Here is a 24,041-nt window from a genome sequence, read left to right as displayed (position 1 = left end):
ACCGAGCGCTCCCGCCCGTTGCAGGAGCTGGCGTCGCGACAGATGACTTGGCATGCCGGTATCCCCTATCGGTCCTGCGCTGCGGACATGAAATCGATCAAAGCCCGGAACTGCTCTTCCGAGCACTGCATGCACATGCCCATGGGCGGCATGCCCTTGTAGCCGTTGATGCTGTGGTCCAGCAGGGTGTCGATGCCCTGCGCCAGGCGTGGCGCCCAGGCAGCGGCATCGCCGGTCAGCGGCGCGCCGGAGGCGGGATTGGCGTGACAGAGCTTGCAACTGGCGGAATACACCTGCGCCAACGCAGGGTCCGCAGGGACACGCTGGGAATCGGCGGCCCGCGCCGGTGGCTCCGTGGATTCTCCGCAGGCCACCAGCATCAGGCCCAGGGCAAGCAGCAACCCCGGGCGGCAAAGGCGCGAGTTGTCCGGTCCGGGGCGGAGCGTGGACGACATGGTGTTCCTCTCTCGTTGCGCACGGCGTGCGTTCTCGTCGAACAACACTAAGGCCGCGACGCCCCGAGGATGAGGGCAATGCGGGCCAGCGACGGGGGGTTCTGCGGCCAGCCCTTTCGCACCGCGCGATGGCGGTCTAGAGTCGATGTCTGCAGCAGCGTCGAGGAGCCGGCATGAGCAGCGCAGCACAGCGCCAGAACTACACCTTCTTCCATTCCCTGCGGGTTCGCTGGGCGGAGGTCGATCCGCAGGGCATCGTCTTCAACGGCAACTACCTGACCTATCTAGACGTCGCCACCACCGAGTACTACCGCCAGCTCGGCATGTCCTACCCGGCCGACCTGCTGCGCGGCGGAGGCGACCTGTTCGCGGTGAAGAGCACCCTGGAATACCGCGCCCCGGCGCATTTCGACGACTGGCTGGACATCGGCACCCGCGTGGCGCGGCTGGGGCGCAGCAGCCTGGTTTTCGAGCTGGGCATCTGGCGCGACGAGCAGCTGCTCACCGTCGGCGAGCTGGTCTACGTCTATGCGGATGCGAACGAGCGACAGAGCCAGCCCGTACCGGACTGGCTGCGCGAGAAGATCAGGGCGTTCGAGCGACAGTCGCCAGTGGAGTCAGGGACTCACGCCGAGTAGCTGGGAGAGCCGCGCGCGGTCGGCGGCATAGGTTCTTTCCGCCTCTTCGCGGGCCTTCTGGAAGCGCCCGATCTCACCCTGCAGGCGCTTTTCCTCCTGCTTGAGATCGTCCAGCTGGTCCACCAGCGCCTGCGCCACCGGACGTCCGGCACGCTCCTGGTTGGCCGCCTGGCCTTGCAGGTTGGCCTGTTGCAGCTTGAGCGACTGCAGGTTGCCGCGCGCCACGCTGCTCAGCCCGTCCAGTTCCGCCAGGCGCCGTTCGCGAGCGCGGTCGACGTCCTCGAGGCTGGAATACAGGCGCAGCAACTGCGCATCGGAACTGGCCTGGGCCTGGGCCGCCTTGCGCTGCCGCAGCTCCTCGGCGGTCGGCGCCGGCGGTACGGTGCGGATCACCCGGCCCTGGTCGTTGAGGACCTGGTAGCCCTTGCCGATGTACTGCGGCGGCACACCCTGGCGGTCGAGCACCACCACGCCCTTGTCGTTGACGTAGCGGTAAAGCTCCACCGCTCCGCCCGGCGCCGCCTGGGCGCCGAAGGAAAGCCCCTGGAGCACCAGCCCCAGGGCCATCAGGCAACGCATTACATCCTGTCCGACCATGCCAGTCCCTTGTGAAAGGTTCAGATACCGTATTGGGCGCGATAGGCCTCTACCGCCGGCAGATGCTTCTTCAGTTCAGCATCTTCGGCAAGATATTCCAGCACCTGCTCCAGGGAAACGATGCTCACCACCGGCATGCCGAAGTCGCGCTCGACCTCCTGGATCGCCGACAGCTCGCCCTTGCCGCGCTCCTGGCGGTTCAGCGCGATCAGCACGCCCGCGGCCCTGGCGCCCTGGGCGTCGATGATCTGCATCACTTCGCGGATCGCGGTGCCGGCGGTGATCACGTCGTCGATGATCAGCACCCGGCCGCTCAGCGGCGCGCCGACCAGCGTGCCGCCTTCGCCGTGGTCCTTGGCTTCCTTGCGGTTGAAGCACCAGGGCAGGTCGCGCTGGTGCTGCTCGGCGAGGGCCACCGCGGTGGTGGCGGCCAGGGGAATGCCCTTGTAGGCCGGGCCGAACAGGACGTCGAAGTCGATTCCGCTGTCGATCACCGCCTCGGCGTAGAAGCGTCCCAGGCGGGCCAGCGCCAGGCCGCTGTCGAACAGGCCGGCATTGAAGAAATAGGGGCTGGTGCGCCCGGACTTGAGGGTGAACTCACCGAAGCGCAGAACCCCGCGCTCGATGGCGAAACGAATGAAATCGCGCTGATACGCCTGCATGAATGACACCAAGCCGCATGAATTTAGCTAAACCGTTTGAGCTCGGGTATCATACACGCACGTGATTTTGGGGGCCATTTATGCGGATCATCAGTGTGAACGTGAATGGTATTCAGGCTGCGGCCGAGCGCGGTTTGCTCAGTTGGCTGCAAGCACAGAATGCCGACGTGATCTGCTTGCAGGACACCCGAGCCTCCGCCTTCGATCTGGATGACCCGTCCTTCCAACTGGACGGCTACTTCCTTTATGCCTGCGATGCCGAGCTACCCGAACAGGGCGGTGTCGCACTCTACAGCCGTTTGCAGCCCAAAGCTGTGATCAGCGGCTTAGGTTTCGAAACGGCCGATCGTTACGGGCGCTACCTGCAAGCCGACTTCGACAAGGTGAGTATCGCCACCCTGCTGCTGCCTTCCGGGCAGAGCGGAGACGAGAGCTTGAACCAGAAATTCAAGTTCATGGACGACTTCACCCATTACTTGAGCAAGCAGCGTCGCAAGCGCCGCGAATACATCTACTGCGGCTCGCTGTACGTCGCCCATCAGAAGATGGACGTGAAGAACTGGCGCGAATGCCAGCAGATGCCGGGCTTCCTCGCGCCCGAACGGGCCTGGCTGGACGAAGTGTTCGGCAACCTCGGCTATGCCGACGCCCTCCGCGAAGTCAGCCGCGAAGGCGACCAGTTCAGCTGGTGGCCGGACAGCGAACAGGCCGAGATGCTCAACCTCGGCTGGCGCTTCGACTACCAGGTGCTGACCCCCGGCCTGCGCCGCTTCGTGCGCAACGCCAAGCTGCCGCGCCAGCCGCGCTTCTCCCAGCATGCGCCGCTGATCGTCGACTACGACTGGCAACTGAGCATCTGAGCCCCGTCAGACACGAAAAAGCCGGCGCATGCGCCGGCTTTTCTATTCCACGTGCGGCCTACTTGATCAGCCGCAGGCAGAACGGATAGCGATAGGCCTTGCCTTCGTTGGCCTTGATGCCGGCGATGATGGTCAACACCAGCGCCGCCAGACAGACCAGGCCGAGCAGGAAGAAGCCGATAACCACCAGCATCAGCAGGAAGCTGACGAACATCGCCAGCGCCACGGTGATCTGGAAGTTCAGCGCTTCCTTGCCCTGGGCGTCGACGAACGGATCGCTCTCGCGCTTGAGTTGCCAGACGATCAGCGGCCCGAGCAGGCTGCCGAAGGGAAACACCAGGCCGATGAATGCCGCGAAATGGCAGAACATCGCCCATTGCCGGGCTTCCTGGCCGGGGGTCGCGGCGACCTCTTCGGATACATCGTTCATGTAGTGCTCCTTCTCCGGGGCCCGGCAGGCAGTGCCGGGCGTCTGCTCATTCGGCCAGCGCGGCGCGCTGAAGTTCGAACAGCTCCTGCATGCCCTGCTGGGCCAGTTCGAGCATGGCGTTCAGCTCGGCGGGACGGAACGGCGCGCCTTCGGCGGTTCCCTGCACCTCGATGAAGCCGCCGGCATCGGTCATCACTACGTTCAGGTCGGTTTCCGCGGCGGAATCCTCCAGGTAGTCCAGGTCGAGGACCGGCACGCCCTGGTAGATGCCCACGGAAACGGCGGCGACCATCTGCTTCAGCGGATTGCCCTTGAGCGCGCCACGCTTCTTCAGCACCGCCAGGGCGTCGATCAGCGCCACGGTGGCGCCGGTGATCGAGGCGGTGCGGGTGCCGCCGTCGGCCTGGATCACGTCGCAGTCGATGTACAGGGTGTTCTCGCCGAGCTTGCTGAGGTCCAGCGCCGCTCGCAGGGAACGGCCGATCAGGCGCTGGATCTCCAGGGTACGACCGCCCTGCTTGCCGCGGCTGGCCTCGCGCTGGTTACGCTCGCCGGTGGAGCGCGGCAGCATGCCGTACTCGGCGGTCAGCCAACCCTGGCCCTGGCCCTTGAGGAAGCGCGGCACCCCGGACTCGGCGCTGACGGTGCAGATCACCTTGGTATCGCCGAACTCGACCAGCACCGAACCTTCTGCGTGCTTGGTGTAATGGCGGGTGATGCGGATCGGGCGCAGCTGGTCGGCGGCACGGCCACTGGGACGATTCATCGTGGATATCCTGTACTGAGAAAGCGGAATTGGCCGCCATTATAGAGGCCAGCCCGGGCTCTCAACCACCGTCGGCGTGCGGGCCCCGCCGGACGTGGGTTACAATGCCCGGCTCGAATCACGGCAGCCGCGCGCGTCCGGCGCCGAACGCACTCCCCACACGACTATCGAGGTAGACCCATGGTGCACAGCATGACCGCCTTCGCCCGCGTCGAGCAGGCCGGTACCCACGGCACCCTGAGCTGGGAGCTGCGCTCGGTAAACCACCGTTACCTGGAGCCCCACCTGCGCCTGCCCGACGCCTTCCGCGACCTCGAAGGCGCGGTGCGCGAGGCGCTGCGCCAGGGCCTGTCGCGTGGCAAGGTGGAATGCACCCTGCGCTTCGCCGAGGAAACCGCCGGCAAGAGCCTGCAGGTCGACCAGGAGCGCGCCCGCCAACTGGTCGCCGCCGCCGAAGGCGTAGCCGCCCTGATCCGCCAGCCGGCGCCTCTCGATCCGCTCGCCGTGCTGGCCTGGCCCGGCGTACTGGTGGCCGACTCGGCAGATCCGCAGGCGCTCAACGCCGCCGCCCTGGAAGCCTTCGGCCAGGCCCTGGAGCAACTCAAGGCCGGCCGCTCGCGCGAAGGCCAGGAGCTGGCGAAGCTGCTCAACGATCGGCTCGACGCGATGCTGGTGGAAGTCGGCAACCTGCGCGAACTGGTGCCGACCATGCTGGCCAACCAGCGGCAGAAGATCCTCGACCGCTTCGCCGAACTCAAGGCCGAACTCGATCCGCAGCGCCTGGAGCAGGAACTGGTCCTGCTGGCGCAGAAGAGCGATGTCGCCGAGGAGCTGGACCGCCTCGCCACCCACGTCGGCGAGGTCCGCCGGGTCCTCAAGGCCGGCGGCGCCGCCGGTCGGCGCCTGGACTTCCTGATGCAGGAACTCAACCGGGAAGCCAACACTCTAGGCTCCAAGGCGTTCGACCCGCGCTCGACCCAGGCGGCGGTCAACCTCAAGGTCCTGATCGAGCAGATGCGCGAGCAGGTCCAGAACATCGAATGACCGGCGGGCGCCTCCGCCCGATCTCTTTCCAACCCGTACGAAGCACCAGGAACACCTCATGTCCGGCACCCTGTACATCGTTTCCGCTCCCTCCGGCGCCGGCAAGACCAGCCTGGTGAAGGCCCTGCTCGACGCCGCCCCCGAGGTCCGCGTGTCCGTCTCCCATACCACCCGCGGCATGCGTCCGGGCGAGGTGGACGGGGTCAACTACCACTTCACCAGCCGCGAGGAATTCCTCGCCATGCTCGAACGCAACGAGTTCCTCGAGCACGCCGAAGTCTTCGGCAACCTCTACGGCACCTCGCAGCGCTGGGTCGAGAAAACCCTCGCCGAAGGCCTCGACCTGATCCTCGAGATCGACTGGCAGGGCGCCCAGCAGGTGCGCCGGCTGATGCCCGAGGCCCAATCGATCTTCATCCTCCCGCCGAGCCAGGAAGCCCTGCGCCAGCGCCTGACCAACCGCGGCCAGGACAGCGACGAGGTGATCGAGCGGCGCATGCGCGAAGCCGTCAGCGAAATGAGCCACTACGTGGAGTACGATCACCTGGTGATCAACGACGATTTCGCCCACGCCCTGGACGACCTCAAGGCGATCTTCCGCGCCCGCCAGTTGCGCCAGGACGCCCAGCAGCAACGCCACGCCGAACTGCTCGGTCGTCTGCTCGCCTAAATCGGCTCTTCCATAAAGATTGGCGATTTTTTAGACTATTCAGTCCGCCCGGCAAACGTCGGGCTCACTTTTCGTTACGAGGAACACCATGGCCCGCGTCACCGTTGAAGACTGCCTGGACAACGTCGATAACCGTTTCGAGCTGGTCATGCTCGCCACCAAGCGCGCCCGTCAGCTGGCTACCGGCGGCAAGGAGCCGAAAGTGGCCTGGGAAAACGACAAGCCGACCGTCGTCGCCCTGCGCGAGATCGCTTCCGGCCTGGTCGATGAGAACGTCGTCCAGCAGGAAGACATCGTCGAGGACGAACCGCTGTTCGCAGCGTTCGACGACGAGGCCAACACCGAGGCCCTGTAAGCCATGGCCTCGGCTCGACGTCGCCTGCGAGCGCCGCAACCCGCCTACGGGCAGGGGGTGAACCCTTGCCGGGCATAGACGCCTTCGCCGACAGACTGTCGAGCTACCTCGGGCCGGACCAGGTCAACCTGGTCCGCCGCGCCTACTACTACGCCGAGCAGGCCCACGACGGGCAACGCCGCCGCAGCGGCGAGCCGTACGTGACCCACCCGCTGGCGGTCTCCAACATCCTCGCCGACATGCACATGGACCATCAGAGCCTGATGGCCGCGATGCTGCACGACGTGATCGAGGACACCGGCATCGCCAAGGAAGCGCTCACCGCGCAGTTCGGCGAGACGGTTTCGGAACTGGTCGACGGGGTCAGCAAGCTGACCCAGATGAACTTCGAGACCAAGGCCGAGGCCCAGGCCGAGAACTTCCAGAAGATGGCCATGGCCATGGCCCGCGATATCCGCGTGATCCTGGTCAAGCTGGCCGACCGCCTGCACAACATGCGCACCCTCGAGGTGCTGTCCGGCGAGAAGCGCCGGCGCATCGCCAAGGAAACCCTGGAAATCTACGCGCCCATCGCCAACCGCCTGGGCATGCACACCATGCGCGTGGAGTTCGAGGACCTCGGTTTCAAGGCCATGCACCCGATGCGCGCCGAGCGCATCCGCCAGGCGGTGAAGAAGGCCCGCGGCAACCGCCGCGAGATCGTCGGCAAGATCCAGGAGTCGCTGGTCAACTGCCTCGCCCGCGAAGGCATGGAAGGCCAGGTGATCGGCCGCGAGAAGCACCTCTACAGCATCTACCAGAAGATGCGCGGCAAGCGTAAGGCGTTCAACGAGATCATGGACGTCTACGCCTTCCGCATCATCGTCGACAAGGTCGATACCTGCTATCGCGTACTGGGCGCCGTGCACAGCCTGTACAAGCCGTTCCCCGGACGCTTCAAGGACTACATCGCGATTCCCAAGGCCAACGGCTACCAGTCGCTGCATACCACCCTGTTCGGCATGCACGGGGTGCCCATCGAGATCCAGATCCGTACCCGCGAGATGGAGGAGATGGCCAACCACGGGATCGCCGCGCACTGGCTGTACAAGTCCAACGACGAGACGCCCAAGGGCACCCATGCCCGCGCCCGGCAATGGGTGAAGGGCGTGCTGGAACTGCAGCAGCGCGCCGGCAACTCGCTGGAATTCATCGAGAACGTGAAGATCGACCTGTTCCCGGACGAGGTCTACGTGTTCACGCCCAAGGGCCGCATCATGGAACTGCCCAAGGGTTCCACCGCGGTCGACTTCGCCTACGCGGTGCACACCGACGTCGGCAACAGTTGCATCGCCTGCCGCATCAACCGCCGCCTGGCGCCGCTCTCCGAGCCGTTGCAGAGCGGCCAGACGGTGGAAATCGTCACCGCCCCGGGCGCCCGGCCGAACCCGGCCTGGCTGAGCTTCGTGGTCACCGGCAAGGCGCGCACCCATATTCGCCATGCGCTCAAGCTGCAACGCCGCTCCGAGTCGATCAACCTCGGCGAGCGCCTGCTGAACAAGACCCTCACCGGCTTCGACAGCCACCTCGAGAAGATTCCCCAGGAACGCATCCAGGCCGTGCTCGCCGAGTACCGCATGGAAGTCTTCGAGGACCTGCTGGAAGAGATCGGCCTGGGCAACCGCATGGCCTACGTGGTCGCCCGCCGCCTGCTGTCCAGCGAGGGCGAGGAAGCGCCGAGCGCCGAGGGTCCGCTGGCGATCCGCGGCACCGAAGGCCTGGTCCTGAGCTACGCCAAGTGCTGCACGCCGATTCCCGGCGACCCGATCGTCGGCCACCTGTCCGCCGGCAAGGGCATGGTGGTGCACCTGGAAAGCTGCAAGAACATCAGCGAGGTACGCCACAACCCGGAAAAATGCATCCAGCTCAGCTGGGCCAAGGATGTCACCGGCGAATTCAATGTCGAACTGCGCGTCGAGCTGGAGCACCAGCGTGGCCTGATCGCCCTGCTCGCCACCAGCGTCAACGCGGCCGACGGCAACATCGAGAAGATCAGCATGGACGAGCGCGACGGTCGCATCAGCGTGGTCCAGCTGGTCGTCAGCGTGCACGATCGCGTCCACCTGGCCCGCGTCATCAAGAAGCTGCGCGCCCTCAAGGGAGTGATCCGGATCACCCGCCTGCGCAGCTGACCCGCTTTTTCCTGTGTCATCCGGCGCCCCCGCGCCCACTCGATTTCAGCAAGGAGTTCCCATGACCAAGACCGTTATCCACACCGACAACGCCCCGGCCGCCATCGGCACCTACTCCCAGGCCATCAAGGCCGGCAATACCGTCTACGTGTCCGGACAGATCCCGCTGGACCCGAAGACCATGGAACTGGTGGAGGGCTTCGAGGAGCAGACCGTCCAGGTGTTCGAGAACCTCAAGGCGGTGATCGAGGCTTCCGGCGGCTACCTGCACGACGTCGCCAAGCTGAACATCTTCCTCACCGACCTGTCGCACTTCGCCAAGGTCAACGAGATCATGGGCCGCTACTTCACCCAGCCCTACCCGGCGCGCGCCGCCATCGGCGTAGCCGCCCTGCCGAAGGGCGCACAGGTGGAAATGGACGCCATCGTCGTCCTCGAATAAGCCGGATGTTCGCGACGGGGCCCAAGGCCCCGTCGCTCTGCATGGAGTAGCACGATGCGCCGCGTGATTTTCCTCGCCGCAGCCGCCACCCTGCTGGCCGGCTGCGCCGGCACGGCCGATCCGTCCGGCACCTGGATCAACCAGGCCGCGATCGACGCCGCGAGCAAGGACGGCAAGCTGCGCGAGGCCCTGCTCGCCTATGGCCCGAACCTGGAATGGAAGCTCGACAGCAAGGCAGGCGAAGCCACCTTCAGCAACGGCTTCGAACTGGGCGAAGGGACCCTGAGCAAGAGCGATGACGAGCACTGGAAGGTTGCCTTCTATGGCGACGACAACCAGGAGAGTCTCGAACTGGACGGCAAGGAGCTGATCCAGCAGGCCAGCGCCAACGGCCCGGAACAGCGTTTCCGCCGTCTCGACCCGCAACCCGCGGCCAACAGCCCTGCCGGCAGCGGTTTCGAGCGGGCCTTGTATGGCAGCTATCTGAAGGGCAGCTGGAAGATCCGCGAAGGCCAGGGCCAGGGCGGCAAGGTCGAGTTCCAGGCCAATGGCCTGGTCAGCGGTCTGCCCGGCGCCGAACGCTACGCGCTGTGCCTGGCCGGCGATTGCGCAGCGATGAGCGGCGACAACGACAGCATCTGGCTGCAACAAGGCAACCGCGGCCGCGAATTGCTGTTCAGCCTCGACGACGACGAGCTGCAACTGTTCGAAGCGGTCAATACCGCCGGCGCCAACGAGATGCCCAGCTACGTGCCCGGCAAGCGCGTCTGGTTGCTGGAGCGCTGACGCCTCTCAGAGGGCGGCCAGCACCAGCCAGCCGCCCAGCGCCAGCAGCAGGACGCCGCACAGCCGGTCCAGCGCACCTACCCGCCGTTGCAACCAGCCGCGCCAGCGCGGCCTGTCCAGCAGGCGCACCAGCGCCATGTCCCAGCACAGCACCGCCAGGCTCATCCACGCCAGGCACAGGGCCAGTGCCCAGCCCGGCAGGCTGAAGCGCGCCAGCACGCCGAACAGCCCCGCATAGAAGATCGGCAGCTTGGGATTCAGGCTGCTCGCCAGCAGGCCGTCGCGCAGCCCGCGCAGATAGCCGCCGCGGGACGGGACGTCGCGCTGCGCCGGCATTTCCAGTCGCCTCTGCGCAAGCAGCGCCTGGCCCGCCAGCCAGAGGAAGTACAGTCCGCCGAGCGCCTGCAGCCAGCGCAAGGCGCTGTGCGCCGAGTCCGGCACGCTGGCCAGCAGGCCGAGCACCAGCAGCATGCTCAGGAGGTTGGCCAGGGCGATGCCGGCGGCCACCCCGTCGGCCTGGCGCCGGCCGCGCAGCAGGGCGGCGCGCACCAACAGGAAGAAGTCCGGCCCCGGCGACAGCAGGGCGGCGAAATGGGTACTGGCGACAAGGACGAACGCGGCGAACATGAAGGCCCCTCGAAACGCGAAGGCCTCCAGTCTGTGCAGCGCGGCGGGCGCCGTATTGGAAAAAACTCAGGTCTTGGCGCTGCGCCGGAACTGCCCCGGAGTGACCCCGGTGAAACGCCGGAAGGTCGTGGAGAAGTGCGCCTGGTCGTAGAAGCCGAGGTGCTGGGCGAGTTCCGCCAGCGGCCGCTCTTCCAGCAACAGGCGCTTGGCCTGGCGCACCCGGCATTGCAGTTGGTAGGTATGCGGCGGCACGCCGTAGGCACGCCGGAAAGCCTTGATCAGGTGGCGCGGGTGGCGCTGCAGCAACTGCGCCAGCTGGTCCAGACCAAGCGCCTCGGTGGCATGCGCTTCCAGGTAATCGCGCAGGCGTGCGGTGGTTCCGCCGTCGCGGGGCGCCGCGGCCGCCGGGCGCAAGCCGCCGTGGCGCACGAAGACCTGTTCGAGCAAGGCCAGCAGGCGGCTTTCCAACCCCAATGCGTCGCTGCGGTGGAAGTCCTCGGCCAGTCGCGCCAGGCCAACCGCCACGCTGCCGTCGTCGGCCGGGTTCAGCTCGCCGAAGCCGCGCGGCAACTGTTTGCGGCCGAGCAGGCCGAGCAGGCGCGTTTCCTCGACATAGAGCATCCGGTAGACCAGCCGCTCGGATTCGGCGTGCCCGGTATGCGGCTCTTCCGGGTTCATCAGCGACAGGGTGCCGGCCGGCAGCGCATGGCGCCGCCCGCGGCACTGGTAGCCGCCGACGCCGTGGAGGATCGAGCCGATGGCGAAGGCCGAATGGCTGTGGCGGCCGAACGCCTGGCCGGAGAAGTCCGCATGGAACAGCTCCACGCCAGGCAGCCAGGGACGCGCCAACAACCGGTTGGCAGCCATCAGGCGTCCCCGAGCACCGCCGCGTAGCCCTCGCGGTAGCTCGGATAGCGCGGCACCCAGCCGAGCGCCCGGGCGCGGCGGTTGCTGCAACGCTTGCTGCCGGCGCGGCGTACCGAATGTTCGTCGGCCCATTGGCTGACGCCCAGGCGCTGGCGCAGGTAGTCGACCACCTCGTGCATCGCCACGGGCGCGTCGTCGACACCGATGTAGCAGTCCTCCAGCGCCTGGCCGCCGGTATCGGCGCGCAACAGGAGGGCCAGCAGCCCGGCCGCATCGTCGGCGTGGATCCGGTTGGCATACAGCGGCGGCTCGCTGACCACCCGGTAACCCTGGCGCACCTGGTTGAGCAGCCATTCCCGCCCCGGACCGTAGATGCCGGCCAGGCGCACGCGGGTAGCCGGTATCCCGCTGTCCAGCGCGACCTGCTCGGCGTCGAGCATGATCCGTCCGGAATAGGCCTGGGAAAGCGCCGGCGACTCCTCGTCGATCCAGCCGCCATCGGTCTGCGCGTAGACCCCGGTGCTGGAGACGAACAGCAGGCGCCTGGGCCGCTGGCCGTGGGCCTGCAACCAGCCCAGCACATGGCGCAGGCCGTCGACGTAGGCGGCACGGTAGCCAGCCTCGTCGTGCTGACTGGCGGCGGCGCTGTACACCAGGTAGTCGAGCGGCTCGCTCGGCCACTGCGCGGGACACTCCGGAGCCTGCAGATCGCCAGCCACCGGCAGGATCCCCTGCGGCAAGGCGTCCACCGAGCGACGCAGGCCATGGACCCGCCAGCCATCGGCCAGCAGTGCCTCGCCGAGGCGCCCGCCGACATCGCCGCAGCCGGCGATCATCACTGTTTGCGACATGAAGCCGTCTCCTTCCTACAACAAGGCGGGCAGTGTAGGCGTCGAATCGTCTGCAATGCACGCCCGATCATGCCCCCGGAGGTTGGTTCGCGGCGGTGCAGCCGCTATGCTTGGCCGATCTTAACGGATGAGCAGCCATGACCCTCACCGAACTGCGCTACATCGTCACCCTCGCCCAGGAACAACACTTCGGCCGCGCCGCCGAGCGTTGCCACGTCAGCCAACCGACCCTCTCGGTCGGCGTGAAGAAGCTCGAGGACGAGCTGGGGGTGCTGATCTTCGAGCGCAGCAAGAGCGCCGTGCGCCTGACGCCAGTGGGCGAAGGCATCGTCGCCCAGGCGCAGAAGGTCCTCGAACAGGCCCAGGGCATCCGCGAGCTGGCCCAGGCCGGCAAGAACCAGTTGGCCGCGCCGCTGAAGGTCGGCGCCATCTACACCATCGGTCCCTACCTGTTCCCGCACCTGATTCCCCAGCTGCACCGGGTCGCGCCGCAGATGCCGCTGTACATCGAGGAGAACTTCACCCATATCCTCCGCGACAAGCTGCGCACCGGCGAACTCGACGCGATCATCATCGCCCTGCCGTTCCAGGAAGCCGACGTCCTGACCAAGCCGCTGTTCGACGAGCCCTTCTATGTGCTGATGCCGGCCGACCATCCCTGGACCGCCAAGGCCAGCATCGATTCCGAGCTGCTCAACGACAAGAGCCTGCTCCTGCTCGGCGAAGGCCACTGCTTCCGCGACCAGGTGCTGGAAGCCTGCCCGACCGTGCGCAAGGGCGACGAGAACAAGCACACCACGGTGGAGTCCTCGTCGCTGGAGACCATCCGCCACATGGTCGCCTCCGGACTGGGCGTCTCGGTGCTGCCGTTCTCCGCGGTGGACAGCCACCACTACGCGCCGGGCGTCATCGAAGTGCGCCCGTTCAGCGCGCCGGTGCCGTTCCGTACCGTTGCCATCGCCTGGCGCGCCAGTTTCCCGCGTCCACGCGCCATCGAAGTGCTGGCCGACTCGATCCGCCTGTGCTCGGTGGCCCGCCCGCAAACCCAGGAACAACCGCAAATCGCATGACCGAGCTGTCCAGGGTCCCGGTCACCGCGCTAAAGGGCGTAGGCGCCGCGCTGGCGGAGAAGCTCGCTCGGGTAGGCCTGGAAACCCTGCAGGACATCCTGTTCCACCTGCCCCTGCGCTACCAGGACCGTACCCGCGTCACCGCCATCGGCGCACTGCGGCCAGGGGCCGACGCGGTGGTCGAGGGCGTGGTGGCCGGCGCCGACGTGGTGATGGGGCGCCGCCGCAGCCTGCTGGTGCGCCTACAGGACGGCAGCGGCACCCTGAGCCTGCGCTTCTACCATTTCAGCCAGGCGCAGAAGGACGGCCTCAAGCGCGGCACCCACCTGCGCTGCTACGGCGAAGTCCGGCCGGGTGCATCGGGCCTGGAGATCTACCATCCGGAATACCGCGCACTGAACGGCGACGAACCGATTCCGGTGGAGCAGACCCTGACGCCGATCTACCCGACTACCGAAGGACTCACCCAGCAGCGCCTGCGCCAGTTGAGCCAACAGGCCCTGGCCATGCTCGGTCCCAGCAGCCTGCCCGACTGGCTGCCGGCGGAACTGGCCCGCGATTACCAACTTGGCCCGCTCGACCAGGCGATCCGCTACCTGCACCGGCCGCCGCCGGACGCCGACATCGAGGAACTGGCCGAAGGCCGGCACTGGGCGCAGTTGCGCCTGGCCTTCGAAGAACTGCTGACCCACCAGTTATCCCTGCAGCGCCTGCGCGAAGCCGTGCGTTCGCAGGCAGCGCCGCGCTTGCCGGCGGCCAGCCGCTTGCCGAAACGCTTCCTTGCCAACCTCGGCTTCCAGCCGACCGGCGCGCAACGCCGGGTCGGCGCGGAGATCGCCTACGACCTGGCCCAGGACGAACCGATGCTGCGCCTGGTGCAAGGCGACGTCGGCGCCGGCAAGACCGTGGTCGCCGCCCTCGCCGCCCTGCAAGCCATAGAGGCCGGCTACCAGGTGGCGCTGATGGCGCCGACCGAGATCCTCGCCGAGCAGCATTTCCTCAACTTCAGCAAGTGGCTCCAGCCGCTGGACATCGAAGTCGCCTGGCTGGCCGGCAAGCTCAAGGGCAAGGCCCGCGCGGCGGCACTGGAACGCATCGGCGACGGCGCGCCGATGGTGGTCGGCACCCACGCGCTGTTCCAGGATGAAGTGAAATTCAAGCGCCTTGCACTGGCGATCATCGACGAACAGCACCGCTTCGGCGTGCAGCAGCGCCTAGCCCTGCGCCAGAAGGGCGTGGACGGCAGGCTCTGCCCGCACCAGTTGATCATGACCGCCACGCCGATCCCGCGGACCCTGGCGATGAGCGCCTATGCCGACCTCGACACCTCGATCCTCGACGAGCTGCCGCCCGGGCGTACCCCGGTGAATACCGTGCTGGTGGCCGACAGCCGCCGTATCGAGGTGATCGAGCGAGTCCGCGCGGCTTGCCGCGAAGGGCGCCAGGCCTACTGGGTGTGTACCCTGATCGAAGAGTCCGAGGAGCTTACCTGCCAGGCCGCCGAGACCACCTACGAAGAGCTTTCCTCGGCGCTGGGCGAACTGCGTGTCGGCCTGATCCACGGGCGCATGAAGCCGGCGGACAAGGCCGTGGTGATGGAGGCCTTCAAGGAAGGCATGTTGCAACTGCTGGTGGCGACCACGGTGATCGAGGTCGGCGTCGACGTGCCCAACGCCAGCCTGATGATCATCGAGAACCCCGAGCGCCTTGGCCTGGCCCAACTGCACCAGCTACGCGGCCGGGTTGGCCGGGGCAGCGCCGCCAGCCACTGCGTGCTGCTCTACCACCCACCGCTGTCGCAGATCGGCCGCGAGCGGCTGGGCATCATGCGCGAAACCAGCGACGGCTTCGTCATCGCCGAGAAGGACCTGGAATTGCGCGGCCCCGGCGAAATGCTCGGCACCCGCCAGACCGGCCTGCTGCAATTCAAGGTCGCCGACCTGATGCGCGACGCAGACCTGCTGCCGGCGGTCCGCGATGCCGCCCAATCCCTCCTGGCGCACTGGCCGCAGCATGTCAGCCCGCTGCTCGAACGGTGGTTGCGCCACGGCCAGCAATACGGTCAAGTGTGATCTATTTCGCTCTCGCTGACCGGCGTAGGTCTCAGTCTTGAAGCAGCTCTGGTTATACTGAGGGAAAATCCAGCTCGCATGGTCTCGTCATGACAGAAGCCGCCCTGGCCTCCGCCGATGCTCCTCACGCCCCCCAGGTCATCCTCCAGCTGCTCGCCAAGCTAGGCATCGCCTGCCGCGAGGTCAGCGACAGCGCGGAGCTGCCTGCCGCCCGCCGGGTCCAGGCGGTGCTGCTGGACGACGCCGTCGGCACCCTGCTGGTGCTGTTCCCGCAGAGCCAGTTGCTGGACCTCGCCCGGCTCACCGAACTGACCGGCCGCAAGCTGCTGGCGATCGAGCCCGAGCGCCTGGAACGAATGCTCGGCAAGCACGAGTTGCACCGCCTGCCGGCGTTGCCGCCCCTGACCAGTTCGCCCTGCCTGTACGACGAGCGCCTGTTGCAGGAACCGCGCCTGCTGATCGAGTCCGGCCAGCCCGGCATCCTCCTGGAGATCGCCAGCAACGACTTCCGCGGCCTGCTGGGCAAGGCCAGCGCCGCGCGCTTCGGCGAACCGCTGGAAAACATCAACCTGAACCTTGACCGCCCGGACGACGACCGCGCGGAAATCAGCCAGGCCGTGCAGGCCTTCACCGCCCGGCGCATCCAGCAGCGCCTGGAGCAGACCATCGAGATTCCACCGCTGCCGCAGACGGCGCAGAAGATCATCAAACTGCGGGTCGACCCCAACGCCAGCGTCGACGACATCACCGGCCTGGTGGAAACCGATCCGGCGCTCGCCGCCCAGGTGGTCAGTTGGGCGGCCTCGCCCTACTACGCCGCGCCGGGCAAGATCCGCTCGGTGGAAGACGCGATCGTCCGCGTCCTCGGTTTCGACCTGGTGATCAACCTGGCCCTCGGCCTCGCCCTGGGCAAGAGCCTGAGCCTGCCCAAGGACCAGCCGCAGCAGGCCACGCCCTACTGGCAGCAGGCGATCTACACCGCCGCGGTGATCGAGGGCCTGACCCGCGCCATGCCACGCGAACTGCGCCCGGAGTCCGGCCTGAGCTACCTGGGCGGCCTGCTGCACAATTTCGGTTACCTGGTCCTGGCGCATGTCTTCCCGCCGCATTTCTCGCTGATCTGCCGGCACCTGGAGGTAAACCCGCACCTCGGCCATGCCTACATCGAACAGCACCTGCTGGGGATCACCCGCGAGCAGATCGGCGCCTGGCTGATGCGCGTCTGGGACATGCCTGACGACCTCTATTGCGCCCTGCGCTTCCAGCAGGACCCCAGCTACACCGGGCCGAACGCGGTCTACGCCAACCTGATCTGCCTGACCAACCGGTTGCTGCGCAACAGCGGCATCGGCGATGGCCCGCAGCAAGCGATTCCGGCGGCATTGTACGAGCGCCTGGGGATCACCCCGGAGAAGGCCGGGGACGCCGTGAAAAAGGTGTTGGAAGCGGAAGCGGCCCTGCGCGAACTGGCGGCCCAGTTCAATCGCTTGCCGGGGTGACCGGGTAGTCCGCCGCGAAACGCACTACCGAAAGGCTGCGGCCGCAGCCCGGATGAGATCGAAAGCCGCCCTCAGGCGGCTTTCTTCTCCGGAGCCTTCTTCTTCGGCTTGAGGTACTTCACCAGACCCTGGAACCAGATCACCAGCGCCGGATTGCCCTGTATCTGGATGTCCTTGTTCTGGATGCCCTGCATGAAGGCCAACTGCGGGTTCTTCGAAGTCATCGCGGCGAAACCGTAGGCTCCGTCCTTGAACCCCAGGGAAAATGCCGGTTGCGGATGGGTACCGCGCTTGCTGCTGACGCGCAGGTCCCTGACCAGGTAGTGGCGCGCCACCTTGCCGTCGAGGGTATGCAACTGGAACACCAGGTCCTTGCCCTCGAGCTGCTTCTGGAAAGCGGGATTGTCGCGGCTGGCCTTGGCCATCAGGCGACCAAGCATCCACAGGAGAAGACGAAATTTCATGCACGCGCCTCGATATCCGGGGAGATGAGCGGCGCATTGTAGCTGTTCGCGAGGAGGACTACAGCTGTCCTTTCGATGAGCGCGGAAGCGTCTTCGACGAAGCCCGGAGCCGCTCTGACTCCGGGCTCTCGGCGGTCAGTTGACCGCGTCGCGCAGGGCCTTGCCCGGCTTGAAGGCGACGGTGTTGCTGGCCTTGATCTTCACCGGCTGGCCGGTCTGCGGGTTCTTCCCCGTGCGGGCTCCGCGATGGCGTTGCAGGAAGGTGCCGAAACCGACCAGGGTCACGCTGTCCTTGCGGTTCAGCGCGCCGGTGATTTCATCCAACAGGGCGTTGAGAACGCGATTGGCCTGTTCCTTGGTGAGATCGGCCTTTTCGGCGATAGCGGCGGCTAGTTCTGGTTTACGCATAGTTGCCTCTTTGACGGTTTGTTGTTTTTGTGTCCGTGCTGTCTTCCCAGCAGCGCTCAAAGGCACCGCAGTCCACCGGAACCATAGGCTCTAGACTGCGGTAGACGCGATGGAGGATGGCATGCTCCCGAGGACTGCGCCAGTATCGTCCGACAATTTTGCCGCAAGTCTCGACGGCATAACGGCCGGAACCAATGGCATTCAAGCCATGAGGCCGGGTAACTCTTTGTTCAGGGCCAATTTTTCGTTCACCGCCGCTCCGGTCAGGGCATAACCGATCACTCGACCAGCGGTATCCCGGCACAGGACCTTGAGGTCCGTTCCAGAGCCTTCCACTAGCCATTGGCCATCCATTCCGCGCGGCGGCGGCGACACCACCAGCGGGCAGGCCGGGGTCTTCACCGTCACCGGCATGGGACCGTAGGCCACCTGGCTGGGGTTGCCGGCGAGGGTCTGCGCCAGCGCGCGTGCGCAAGCCATCAGCGGCATCACATAGAGCAGGTTGAGGCCGTCCACTTCGGCGCAGTCGCCCAGCGCGTAGATGTTGGCGTGGGAGGTGCGCAGCGAGCGGTCGACGACGATCCCGCGGTTGACCGCCAGCCCGGCGGCGAAGGCCAGTTCGGTGCGCGGACGCAGGCCGACGGCGGAGACCACCAGGTCGCAGGGAATCACCTCGCCATCCGAAAGATGCGCTTCCAGCCCCTCGCCGGCCTTCTTCAGGCTGGCCAGCACCGGCCCCAGGTGGAAGCGCACGCCGAGGCCTTCCAGGCCGGCCTGCACGGCCTTTGCCGCGGCCGGGTGGAGCAGGCCCGGCATGACCTGCTCGCAAGGCGCCACCACGTCGAGCTGGTAGCCGCCGCTGGAGAGGTCGTTGGCGAATTCGCAACCGATCAGCCCCGCACCGAGCAGCAGTACCCGGCGCTTGCCGGCAGCCGCCTGGCGGAAGCGCGCGTAGTCTTCCAGATCGTTGATCGGGTAGAGCGCGTCCTGGGCATCGCCCTCGACCGGCACCCGGATCGGCTCCGCACCCCAGGCCAGGACCAGGTCGCGATAACGCACCTCTTCCTCGCCGATCCAGATCCGCTGATGGCCCGGATCGATACCGGTGACCCGGGTATGGGTCAGGATGCGCGCGTTCAGTTGCTCGGCCATGGCGCCCGGTTCGGCCATGGCCAGGCCGTCGGCGTCCTTGTTCTTCGAGAAGCCGGTGGAGAGCATCGGCTTGGAATAGGAACGGCCGTCGTCGGCGGTGATCATCAGCAGCGGCGTCTCGCCGTCCAGCTTGCGCCACTCGCGGGCCAGGTTGTAGCCCGCCAGGCCGGTTCCGATGATTACCAGGGGCGCACGCTCGCTCATTTCCGTTCCTCTGTGATTGCCGGCGCCGGGCGCCGCTTCTGTGGATTTCGCTCAGGCGATCTCGATCATCTCGAAATCGATCTTGCCGACACCGCAGTCCGGGCAGACCCAGTCCGCCGGGATGTCCTCCCAACGGGTTCCCGCCGGAATGCCTTCTTCGGGCAGGCCCAGGGCTTCGTCGTAGATGAAGCCGCAGACCACGCATTGCCACTTGCGCATAGCCACCCTCCTCGTTCGTCGAACCTAGCTCAGCGTCGGTGGCCGGCCAACGGCAAGGCTGCCGGGCGTTCCCGGCAGGACAGTCAATGACCGGACCCAAGCCCCAAGGATAACCCCTGGACGGCCGCTGGCCAGGCATGAAAAAAGGCGGCCAGGGCCGCCTTCTTCGCCGGCGAGCGGGGCTCAGCCGATTTCGATCATCTCGAAGTCCAGCTTGCCGACGCCGCAGTCGGGGCACAGCCAGTCTTCAGGCACGTCTTCCCAGCGCGTTCCCGCCTCGATGCCTTCTTCCGGCCAGCCTTTGGCCTCGTCATAGATCAGTCCACACACCACGCATTGCCACTTCTTCATTGTTTACCTCGGGCGGGTTACCACGGTTCAGCGCCGGCAACCTATAACAAATCCACCCTGTCCGCCAACCTGCCCGAAAGGCAAGGTGGTGCCGAACGGGCCAACCAAAGATGGGTGGTGCCCACCGGTCGCCTCACAGCCCCTCGGCTCCGATCCGCGCCACCAGGGCGTCCTCTTCGGCGCGTACGCCGGAAACCCCGACCGCGCCGACCACCTGTCCGTCCACCAGGATCGGCACGCCGCCCTCCAGGGTGGCCTGCAGCAGCGGCACCGAGAGGAAGGCACTGCGTCCGCCGTTGATCATGTCCTCGTAGCGCTTCGTTTCCCGGCGTCCGAGGGCGGCGCTGCGGGCCTTTTCCGTCGCGATGTAGGCACCGATCGGCGCGCAGCCGTCGAGGCGCTCCAGCGCCAGCGGGTGGCCGCCGTCGTCGACCACCGCGATGCTCACCGCCCAGCCTTGGCGCTGTGCCTCCTCGCGGGCCGCGCCAAGGACGCGGACGACCTCCTCACGGCCGAGTACCGGCTTGCTGTGCATGGTTTCACTCTCCTCCGGGCAAGGCCTGGTCGAGCAGCTCGATCCAGTGGCGTACCGGGGTCCGTCCGGCCCCGTCGAGATGGGCCTGGCAACCGACGTTGGCCGTGGCGATGACATCCGGCGCGCCGCTTTCCAGGGCGTCCAGGCGGTTGTCGCGCAGACGCCGGGACAGCGCCGGCTGGGTCAGCGAGTAGGTGCCGGCGGACCCGCAGCAGAGATGACCGTCGGCCACCTCGGTGAGATGGAAGCCCAGTCGCCGCAGCACTGACTCCACGGCCCCGCCCAGTCGTTGCGCGTGCTGCAGTGTGCATGGGCAGTGGAACGCCAGGCGCTGGTCGCAGCGCAGGCCGAGGGATTCCAGCGGCTCGTCGCGAAGCACTTCCACCAGGTCGCGGGCAGCGGCGGCGACCTCGCGCGCCTTGTCCGCGTACCGTGGGTCGTCGCGCAGCAGGTAGGCGTAGTCCTTGACGAAGGCGCCGCAGCCGCTGGCGGTCTGCACGATGGCCTCGGCACCCTCGCGCAGCAACGGCCACCAGGCGTCGATATTGCGCCGCGCGCGCTGGCGGCCGCGCTCCTGCGCATCCAGGTGGAAATCCAGCGCGCCGCAGCAGCCGGCCGCGGCCGCCGGCGTCACGCTGATTCCCAGGCGGTCCAGAACCCGCGCGGCGGCGGCGTTGGTGTTCGGCGACAGCGCCGGCTGCACGCAACCTTCGAGCAGCAGCACGCGCCGCGCATGCCGGGGCTGCGGCCGCCTGCCCGGCGCCGCGACCCGACGTGGCAGCTTGCCCTGCATCGCCTCAGGCAGCAGAGGCCTCAGCCGCCCGGCAGCGCCGGCCAGCGCGCCGAACAACCCCGGGTGCGGGGCCAGCAGGCGCAGCCCGTCGCGCAGCAGGCGTTGCCGGAAGCCACGCGGCAGGCGTTCGGCGAGTAGGTCGCGGCCGATATCCAGCAGCTTGTGGTACTCGACTCCGGACGGGCAGGTGGTTTCGCAGTTGCGGCAGCTCAGGCAGCGATCGAGGTGCAGGCGGGTGCGCTCGCTGGCCTCGTCGCGCTCGAGGAACTGCTTGATCAGGTAGATCCGTCCGCGCGGGCCGTCGAGTTCGTCGCCCAGCTCCTGGTAGGTCGGGCAGGTGGCGTTGCAGAAACCGCAGTGCACGCAGCTGCGCAGGATGCGCTCGGCTTCGGCGGCCTCGGCGCGTTGCCGGGCGGAATCGCAGAGGTTGGTTTGCATCGCGCCTCCTCAGAGTTCGGCGTACATCCGCCCGGGATTGAAGATGCCCTGCGGGTCGAGCTGGCGTTTGAGTGCCCGGTGCAGACCGAGCAGTCCAGGCGGTAGCGGCTGGAACGGCGCATCGAGATGGCCGGCGCGGTAGCAGGTGGCGTGACCGCCATGGGCGGCGGCCCACGCGCGGATATCCGCGGCCGGCGCGTCGCTCTTCAGCCAGCGCAGCGCCCCGCCCCAGTCCAGCAACTGACGACCGGGCAACGGCGTCTCCGGCGCCAGCGCCGGCAGCGACAGGCGCCAGAGCGGTCGCGGGTCGTCGAAGAACGGCAGGCGCTGCTCGCGCAGGTCGGCCCAGAAGCCGTCATCGAGCGCTTCGCCACCGAGGCGGTCGCGTGCCGAGCGTACCGAGCCCTCGCCGCCCTCCAGGCGCAGGCGCAGGGCTTCGCCGTCGTGGCAGGCCGCACTGATCGGCAATGGCTGGCCTCCCCACTCGGCCAGTTTGCGCAACGCCATCGCCACCGGCAGGTCCAGGCTCAGGCCGGCCTGGCAGCGCGGCATGGGCAGCACCTTGAAGGACACTTCGGTGACCACCCCGAGGCAACCGAAGCTGCCCGCCAGCAACCGCGACAGGTCGTAGCCGGCGACGTTCTTCATCACCTCGCCGCCGAAGCGCAGGTGGGTGCCCAGGCCACTGATCAGCCGCGTGCCGAGGACGAAATCGCGTACCGCTCCCGCCCAGGGCCGGCGCGGCCCGGACAGGCCGCTGGCGAGCACCCCGCCGACCGTCGCCCGGCCGCCGAAACCCGGCGCCTCGCAGGCAAGCATCTGCCCGCCGCGCGCCAGCACGGCCTGTAGCTCGTCCAGCGGCGTACCGGCACGGGCGGTGATCACCAGTTCGCAGGGATCGTAGGCGACGATCCCGCGGTGTTCGGCGAGCGCCAGCGGTTCGCCCGCGACCGGCCTGCCGAGGAACGCCTTGCTATCGCCGCCGACGATGCGCAGCGGCGCGCGCCGCGCCAGGGCGTCGCGGACCCGCTCGAGCAGCGCGCCGGCATGGTCGGCGCCAGCGTCCGGATCGAAATACGGCTGGCTCATCAGAAACGCTCCAGTTCGGGGAACGGCAGTCGACCGTGGTGGACGTGCATGGCGCCGAACTCGGCGCAGCGATGCAGGGTGGGCACGTTCTTGCCGGGATTGAGCAGCCCGGCCGGGTCGAACGCCGCCTTCACGGCGTGGAACAGGGTCAGCTCGTCGGCATTGAACTGAGCGCACATCTGGTTGATCTTCTCGCGGCCGACGCCATGTTCGCCGGTGATGCTGCCGCCTACCGCCACGCACAACTCGAGGATCCTGCCGCCCAGCGCTTCGGCGCGCTCCAGCTCGCCCGGCAGGTTGGCGTCGAAGAGGATCAGCGGGTGCATGTTGCCGTCGCCGGCGTGGAATACGTTGGCCACCCGCAGGCCATATTCGCGCGAAAGCTCGGCGATGCCATGCAGCACCCGCGGCAGCTCGCGGCGCGGGATGCTGCCGTCCATGCAGTAGTAATCGGGGGAAATCCGCCCGACCGCCGGAAACGCATTCTTGCGCCCGGCCCAGAAGCGCTGGCGCTCGGCCTCGTCTTGGGCCTGTCGCACCGAGGTGGCGCCGGCCGCCTCGAACAGCTCGCGGACCCGCTCGCAATCCTCGTGCACGTCGGCTTCCACGCCGTCCAGTTCGCAGAGCAGGATCGCCGCCGCGTCGACCGGATAGCCGGCATGGATGAAGTCCTCGGCGGCGCGGATCGACAGGTTGTCCATCATTTCCAGCCCGGCCGGGACGATGCCGGCGCCGATCAGGTCGGCCACCGCCCGCCCCGCGCTTTCCACATCGTCGAAGCTGGCCAGCAGGACCTTCGCCACCGGCGGGCGCGGCAACAGCCTGACGGTGACCTCCACCACCACGCCGAGCAACCCTTCGGAGCCGGTGAACAGCGCCAGCAGGTCGAAGCCGGCGCTGTCCAGGGCGCTGGACCCCAGGCTCAGGCGCTCGCCCTCCAGGGTCACGATGTCCACCTGCAACAGGTTGTGCACGGTCAGGCCGTACTTCAGGCAATGCACGCCGCCGGCGTTCTCCGCGACATTGCCGCCGATGGAGCAGGCGATCTGCGAGGACGGGTCCGGTGCGTAGTACAGACCATGAGGGGCAGCGGCCTGGGAGATCGCCAGGTTGCGCACGCCAGGCTGGACCCGGGCGAAACGACCCAGCGGATCGATCTCGAGGATCCGCCGGAAACGCGCCATCACCAGCAGCACGCCGTTCTCCAGCGGCAGCGCGCCGCCGGACAGGCCGGTGCCGGCACCGCGCGCCACGACCGGTACCTTCAGCCGATGGCAGAGCGCGAGCAGGCCCTGAACCTGTTCGATGCGTTCCGGCAATGCCACCAGCAACGGCGTACAGCGATACGCCGAGAGTCCGTCGCACTCGTAGGGACGCAGGTCTTCCGCCGCGTGCAGCAGTTCGAGGTCGGGCAGGCGGAGGCGCAACTCGGCCAGCAGGCCATCCTTGTCCACCTGCGGCAGCGGACCGTCCAGACGCTCGTCGTAGAGGATGTTCATGGCGGCTGTCCTTGTTGTGGTTGTCGG

The 24,041-nt window shown here is 67.4% G+C and carries 28 protein-coding genes; 11 read left to right on the top strand and 17 right to left on the bottom strand.

Annotated elements, in window-relative coordinates; all coding sequences use genetic code 11:
* Positions 1-65: 65 nt before the first annotated feature.
* Positions 66-455, bottom strand: coding sequence for a c-type cytochrome (locus HMPREF2914_RS00640; protein WP_003142009.1), 390 nt, complete (start codon positions 453-455; stop codon positions 66-68).
* A gap of 173 nt (positions 456-628) precedes the next feature.
* Between HMPREF2914_RS00640 and HMPREF2914_RS00635 the strand changes: the two genes are divergently transcribed.
* Complete coding sequence (locus HMPREF2914_RS00635; protein WP_003096582.1) at positions 629-1,093, top strand: acyl-CoA thioesterase; 465 nt, start codon at positions 629-631, stop codon at positions 1,091-1,093.
* On the opposite strand, the gene HMPREF2914_RS00630 is transcribed toward HMPREF2914_RS00635, so the two are convergent.
* Both HMPREF2914_RS00630 and pyrE read right to left on the bottom strand, forming a co-directional pair.
* Positions 1,073-1,690 (bottom strand): hypothetical protein, encoded by a 618-nt coding sequence (locus tag HMPREF2914_RS00630; RefSeq protein WP_003136264.1) that lies wholly within the window; start codon positions 1,688-1,690, stop codon positions 1,073-1,075. The genes HMPREF2914_RS00635 and HMPREF2914_RS00630 overlap by 21 nt on opposite strands.
* 20 nt (positions 1,691-1,710) lie before the next feature.
* On the bottom strand, positions 1,711-2,352 hold the full coding sequence (gene pyrE, locus HMPREF2914_RS00625) for an orotate phosphoribosyltransferase (RefSeq protein WP_003096586.1): 642 nt from the start codon (positions 2,350-2,352) through the stop codon (positions 1,711-1,713).
* An 80-nt stretch (positions 2,353-2,432) separates the two neighbouring features.
* Between pyrE and HMPREF2914_RS00620 the strand changes: the two genes are divergently transcribed.
* Positions 2,433-3,212 carry an exodeoxyribonuclease III gene (locus HMPREF2914_RS00620; protein ID WP_003098313.1) on the top strand — a complete coding sequence of 260 codons (780 nt, stop codon included), beginning with the start codon at positions 2,433-2,435 and terminating at the stop codon, positions 3,210-3,212.
* A gap of 58 nt (positions 3,213-3,270) precedes the next feature.
* Here the strand turns inward: HMPREF2914_RS00620 and HMPREF2914_RS00615 are convergent, their stop codons facing one another.
* Both HMPREF2914_RS00615 and rph read right to left on the bottom strand, forming a co-directional pair.
* Positions 3,271-3,642, bottom strand: coding sequence for a DUF4870 domain-containing protein (locus tag HMPREF2914_RS00615; RefSeq protein WP_003096590.1), 372 nt, complete (start codon positions 3,640-3,642; stop codon positions 3,271-3,273).
* A 46-nt stretch (positions 3,643-3,688) separates the two neighbouring features.
* Entirely contained in the window at positions 3,689-4,408 is a 720-nt protein-coding gene (rph, locus tag HMPREF2914_RS00610; protein WP_003096595.1) for a ribonuclease PH, read from the bottom strand.
* Between the two features lie 180 nt (positions 4,409-4,588).
* Between rph and HMPREF2914_RS00605 the strand changes: the two genes are divergently transcribed.
* The 6 genes from HMPREF2914_RS00605 to HMPREF2914_RS00580 all read left to right on the top strand — a co-directional run bounded on the left by HMPREF2914_RS00605 (position 4,589) and on the right by HMPREF2914_RS00580 (position 9,876).
* On the top strand, positions 4,589-5,452 hold the full coding sequence (locus HMPREF2914_RS00605; RefSeq protein ID WP_003096599.1) for a YicC/YloC family endoribonuclease: 864 nt from the start codon (positions 4,589-4,591) through the stop codon (positions 5,450-5,452).
* 58 nt (positions 5,453-5,510) lie between these two features.
* Positions 5,511-6,122, top strand: coding sequence for a guanylate kinase (gene gmk / locus HMPREF2914_RS00600; RefSeq protein ID WP_003098317.1), 612 nt, complete (start codon positions 5,511-5,513; stop codon positions 6,120-6,122).
* An 88-nt stretch (positions 6,123-6,210) separates the two neighbouring features.
* A complete protein-coding gene (gene rpoZ / locus HMPREF2914_RS00595; RefSeq protein WP_003096602.1) occupies positions 6,211-6,477 on the top strand; it encodes a DNA-directed RNA polymerase subunit omega in 267 nt (88 codons plus the stop codon).
* Positions 6,478-6,542: 65 nt separating this feature from the next.
* Positions 6,543-8,648, top strand: coding sequence for a bifunctional GTP diphosphokinase/guanosine-3',5'-bis pyrophosphate 3'-pyrophosphohydrolase (gene spoT, locus HMPREF2914_RS00590; protein ID WP_003096603.1), 2,106 nt, complete (start codon positions 6,543-6,545; stop codon positions 8,646-8,648).
* A gap of 61 nt (positions 8,649-8,709) precedes the next feature.
* Positions 8,710-9,090 (top strand): RidA family protein, encoded by a 381-nt coding sequence (locus HMPREF2914_RS00585; RefSeq protein WP_003096609.1) that lies wholly within the window; start codon positions 8,710-8,712, stop codon positions 9,088-9,090.
* A gap of 54 nt (positions 9,091-9,144) precedes the next feature.
* On the top strand, positions 9,145-9,876 hold the full coding sequence (locus HMPREF2914_RS00580; RefSeq protein ID WP_003096611.1) for a hypothetical protein: 732 nt from the start codon (positions 9,145-9,147) through the stop codon (positions 9,874-9,876).
* Between the two features lie 6 nt (positions 9,877-9,882).
* Here the strand turns inward: HMPREF2914_RS00580 and HMPREF2914_RS00575 are convergent, their stop codons facing one another.
* The 3 genes from HMPREF2914_RS00575 to HMPREF2914_RS00565 form a co-directional block, all read right to left on the bottom strand.
* On the bottom strand, positions 9,883-10,503 hold the full coding sequence (locus HMPREF2914_RS00575) for a LysE family translocator (protein ID WP_003096613.1): 621 nt from the start codon (positions 10,501-10,503) through the stop codon (positions 9,883-9,885).
* Positions 10,504-10,569: 66 nt separating this feature from the next.
* Complete coding sequence (locus HMPREF2914_RS00570; protein WP_023980359.1) at positions 10,570-11,370, bottom strand: AraC family transcriptional regulator; 801 nt, start codon at positions 11,368-11,370, stop codon at positions 10,570-10,572.
* Positions 11,370-12,221, bottom strand: coding sequence for an NAD-dependent epimerase/dehydratase family protein (locus tag HMPREF2914_RS00565; RefSeq protein WP_023092768.1), 852 nt, complete (start codon positions 12,219-12,221; stop codon positions 11,370-11,372). The genes HMPREF2914_RS00570 and HMPREF2914_RS00565 overlap by 1 nt, the downstream gene beginning before the upstream one ends.
* A 137-nt stretch (positions 12,222-12,358) precedes the next feature.
* Between HMPREF2914_RS00565 and oxyR the strand changes: the two genes are divergently transcribed.
* The 3 genes from oxyR to HMPREF2914_RS00550 all read left to right on the top strand — a co-directional run bounded on the left by oxyR (position 12,359) and on the right by HMPREF2914_RS00550 (position 16,862).
* Entirely contained in the window at positions 12,359-13,291 is a 933-nt protein-coding gene (oxyR, locus tag HMPREF2914_RS00560) for an oxidative stress transcriptional regulator OxyR (RefSeq protein ID WP_003096622.1), read from the top strand.
* Positions 13,288-15,363: an ATP-dependent DNA helicase RecG gene (recG, locus tag HMPREF2914_RS00555; protein WP_003096624.1), complete on the top strand. Its 2,076-nt coding sequence runs from the start codon at positions 13,288-13,290 to the stop codon at positions 15,361-15,363. The genes oxyR and recG overlap by 4 nt, the downstream gene beginning before the upstream one ends.
* Positions 15,364-15,452: 89 nt before the next feature.
* Positions 15,453-16,862: an aminoacyl-tRNA deacylase and HDOD domain-containing protein gene (locus tag HMPREF2914_RS00550; RefSeq protein ID WP_003136268.1), complete on the top strand. Its 1,410-nt coding sequence runs from the start codon at positions 15,453-15,455 to the stop codon at positions 16,860-16,862.
* Positions 16,863-16,933: 71 nt separating this feature from the next.
* On the opposite strand, the gene HMPREF2914_RS00545 is transcribed toward HMPREF2914_RS00550, so the two are convergent.
* From HMPREF2914_RS00545 to glcD, 9 genes are all read right to left on the bottom strand, one after another.
* A complete protein-coding gene (locus HMPREF2914_RS00545; protein WP_003096629.1) occupies positions 16,934-17,326 on the bottom strand; it encodes a hypothetical protein in 393 nt (130 codons plus the stop codon).
* Between the two features lie 135 nt (positions 17,327-17,461).
* On the bottom strand, positions 17,462-17,734 hold the full coding sequence (locus HMPREF2914_RS00540; protein ID WP_003096630.1) for an HU family DNA-binding protein: 273 nt from the start codon (positions 17,732-17,734) through the stop codon (positions 17,462-17,464).
* Positions 17,735-17,935: 201 nt separating this feature from the next.
* Positions 17,936-19,090 carry a rubredoxin-NAD(+) reductase AlkT gene (gene alkT, locus HMPREF2914_RS00535; protein ID WP_003114369.1) on the bottom strand — a complete coding sequence of 385 codons (1,155 nt, stop codon included), beginning with the start codon at positions 19,088-19,090 and terminating at the stop codon, positions 17,936-17,938.
* Between the two features lie 51 nt (positions 19,091-19,141).
* Positions 19,142-19,309, bottom strand: a complete 168-nt coding sequence (locus tag HMPREF2914_RS00530; RefSeq protein WP_003098329.1) for a rubredoxin — start codon at positions 19,307-19,309, stop codon at positions 19,142-19,144.
* Positions 19,310-19,492: 183 nt separating this feature from the next.
* Positions 19,493-19,660, bottom strand: a complete 168-nt coding sequence (locus HMPREF2914_RS00525; RefSeq protein WP_003098330.1) for a rubredoxin — start codon at positions 19,658-19,660, stop codon at positions 19,493-19,495.
* Positions 19,661-19,793: 133 nt separating this feature from the next.
* On the bottom strand, positions 19,794-20,195 hold the full coding sequence (locus tag HMPREF2914_RS00520; RefSeq protein ID WP_023092769.1) for a heme-binding protein: 402 nt from the start codon (positions 20,193-20,195) through the stop codon (positions 19,794-19,796).
* Between the two features lie 4 nt (positions 20,196-20,199).
* Positions 20,200-21,426 (bottom strand): glycolate oxidase subunit GlcF, encoded by a 1,227-nt coding sequence (glcF, locus tag HMPREF2914_RS00515; RefSeq protein WP_023092770.1) that lies wholly within the window; start codon positions 21,424-21,426, stop codon positions 20,200-20,202.
* A 9-nt stretch (positions 21,427-21,435) separates the two neighbouring features.
* The gene (gene glcE / locus HMPREF2914_RS00510) at positions 21,436-22,515 is read right to left on the bottom strand and encodes a glycolate oxidase subunit GlcE (protein WP_023092771.1); all 1,080 of its coding nucleotides are present in this window, start codon (positions 22,513-22,515) and stop codon (positions 21,436-21,438) included.
* Complete coding sequence (gene glcD, locus HMPREF2914_RS00505; RefSeq protein ID WP_003136273.1) at positions 22,515-24,014, bottom strand: glycolate oxidase subunit GlcD; 1,500 nt, start codon at positions 24,012-24,014, stop codon at positions 22,515-22,517. Before glcD ends, glcE begins: the two co-directional genes overlap by 1 nt.
* Between the last annotated feature and the right edge of the window lie 27 nt (positions 24,015-24,041).

The sequence above is a fragment of the Pseudomonas sp. HMSC067G02 genome (assembly GCF_001813485.1).
GTDB classification, from domain to species: domain Bacteria; phylum Pseudomonadota; class Gammaproteobacteria; order Pseudomonadales; family Pseudomonadaceae; genus Pseudomonas; species Pseudomonas aeruginosa.
Note: the sequence above shows the minus strand (reverse complement) of the source record. Positions and strands in the feature narration are given on the sequence as shown.